The 1,442-nt window shown below is 35.0% G+C and carries 1 protein-coding gene and 1 pseudogene; both read left to right on the top strand.

Annotated elements, in window-relative coordinates; all coding sequences use genetic code 11:
• Positions 1-197: 197 nt before the first annotated feature.
• The gene (locus ACKLKD_RS27810; RefSeq protein ID WP_165931902.1) at positions 198-1,181 is read left to right on the top strand and encodes a glycosyltransferase family A protein; all 984 of its coding nucleotides are present in this window, start codon (positions 198-200) and stop codon (positions 1,179-1,181) included.
• Between the two features lie 141 nt (positions 1,182-1,322).
• Positions 1,323-1,433, top strand: a pseudogene (locus ACKLKD_RS27805) (IS5/IS1182 family transposase); the annotation flags it as partial.
• Positions 1,434-1,442 lie beyond the last annotated feature (9 nt).

The raw sequence follows: 1,442 nt of genomic DNA, 5'->3' as shown, positions 1-1,442 counted from the left end.
CGCGGAACGGTCTGTGTTGTCGGGTGGATGCGTGATCTAATCCTTCCATTTAGCAAAAATTCGATTTATTCAACAAAGTCCATTAGACACTAAATGAGCAAATTGGCATCATCACCTTAGCTCTGTCAGGTTGATAAATCGCATTCCATAAATAACAACTTGATGTTAGTATAACTAAACATTATTTGGAGATCACTGTGAAAAAAAAATTTTCGATAATAGTACCTGTATATAACGTTGAAAAATACTTAAGGGAATGTATTCAATCAGTATTAGATCAGGATTTTAACGACTATGAGATAATCTGTGTAAATGATGGTTCAACAGATGGCAGTCTAGATATCATACTGTCATTTGATGACCAAAGAATCAAAGTAATAAATCAGGAAAATCAAGGCCTATCGGTGGCAAGAAATGTCGCCATTGAATCATCAACTGGTGAATATATATGGTTTTTAGATAGTGATGATAAAATATCACATGGAAGTCTAAAGTTAATAGACAAGATAACCAATGAAAAAAATTATGGGATTATTTTCTTTAATGCACATGTTTTTTTTGACACTCCAGAACTGAAAAAAAAAGGCTGGCATGATTATAAGCGTTCAACATTTGGTGAAATGGATGCATTAACTTTCTTTGAAAAAGAAATGACGAACAAAAAACTAATAGTGTCAGCATGGTGCTATGTTTTTAGAAGGGAATTATTAAATGGCAATGCATTCATTCCGCATATATATCATGAGGATAATCACTTTATAGCAACCCTGATTTTTGACAATTATTCAACTATATGCCTCTCGTTGGATGAGGCGTTATATCTTAGGAGGGTAAGAAATGATTCCATAATGACGTCTAAAAAATCAATGAGGCACATCATTGGATATTCAACATGCATCGATGAGCTTACGAAGTATAAAGAAACAAAAGGCATACAAAACAAGAGCTTTGATAGATTTGTGAATGGAATGGTTTTGTCGTTATTCTCTATAGCGGAAACAATAAAAACAAAGGAAGCAATGAACTATGTGGCGAGATATAAAAAACACCCCGACCTATCATTTAAAGATAGAGCATTAATTAATTACCCATTAATTAAAAAGACTTATTTAAAACTAAAAAACGGGAAGGTGTTTAATTACCTAAGGAATGGCATTATTAATAAAAAAAGCAACCCTTAATAAAAGCAAAGCGATAATTAATAAAGGTTTTTCTTTGTTGAATAAATAAGGTTTCGGATAGGTATCCCCGTGACGGGTTGGGTTTTCAGGCGATACGCACGCTTTCCGGGGCTTTGTTGAATAAATCGAACTTTTGCTGAGTTGAAGGATCAGATCACGCATCTTCCCGACAGCGCAGACCGTTCCGTGGCAAAGCAAAAGTTCAAAATCACCAACTGGCCCACCTACAACAAAGCCCTCATCAACCGTGGCTGGTGATGC

The organism is Klebsiella sp. 10982 (assembly GCF_048589245.1).
GTDB lineage: Bacteria > Pseudomonadota > Gammaproteobacteria > Enterobacterales > Enterobacteriaceae > Klebsiella > Klebsiella quasivariicola.
This window is presented reverse-complemented; position numbering and strand designations above follow the sequence as displayed.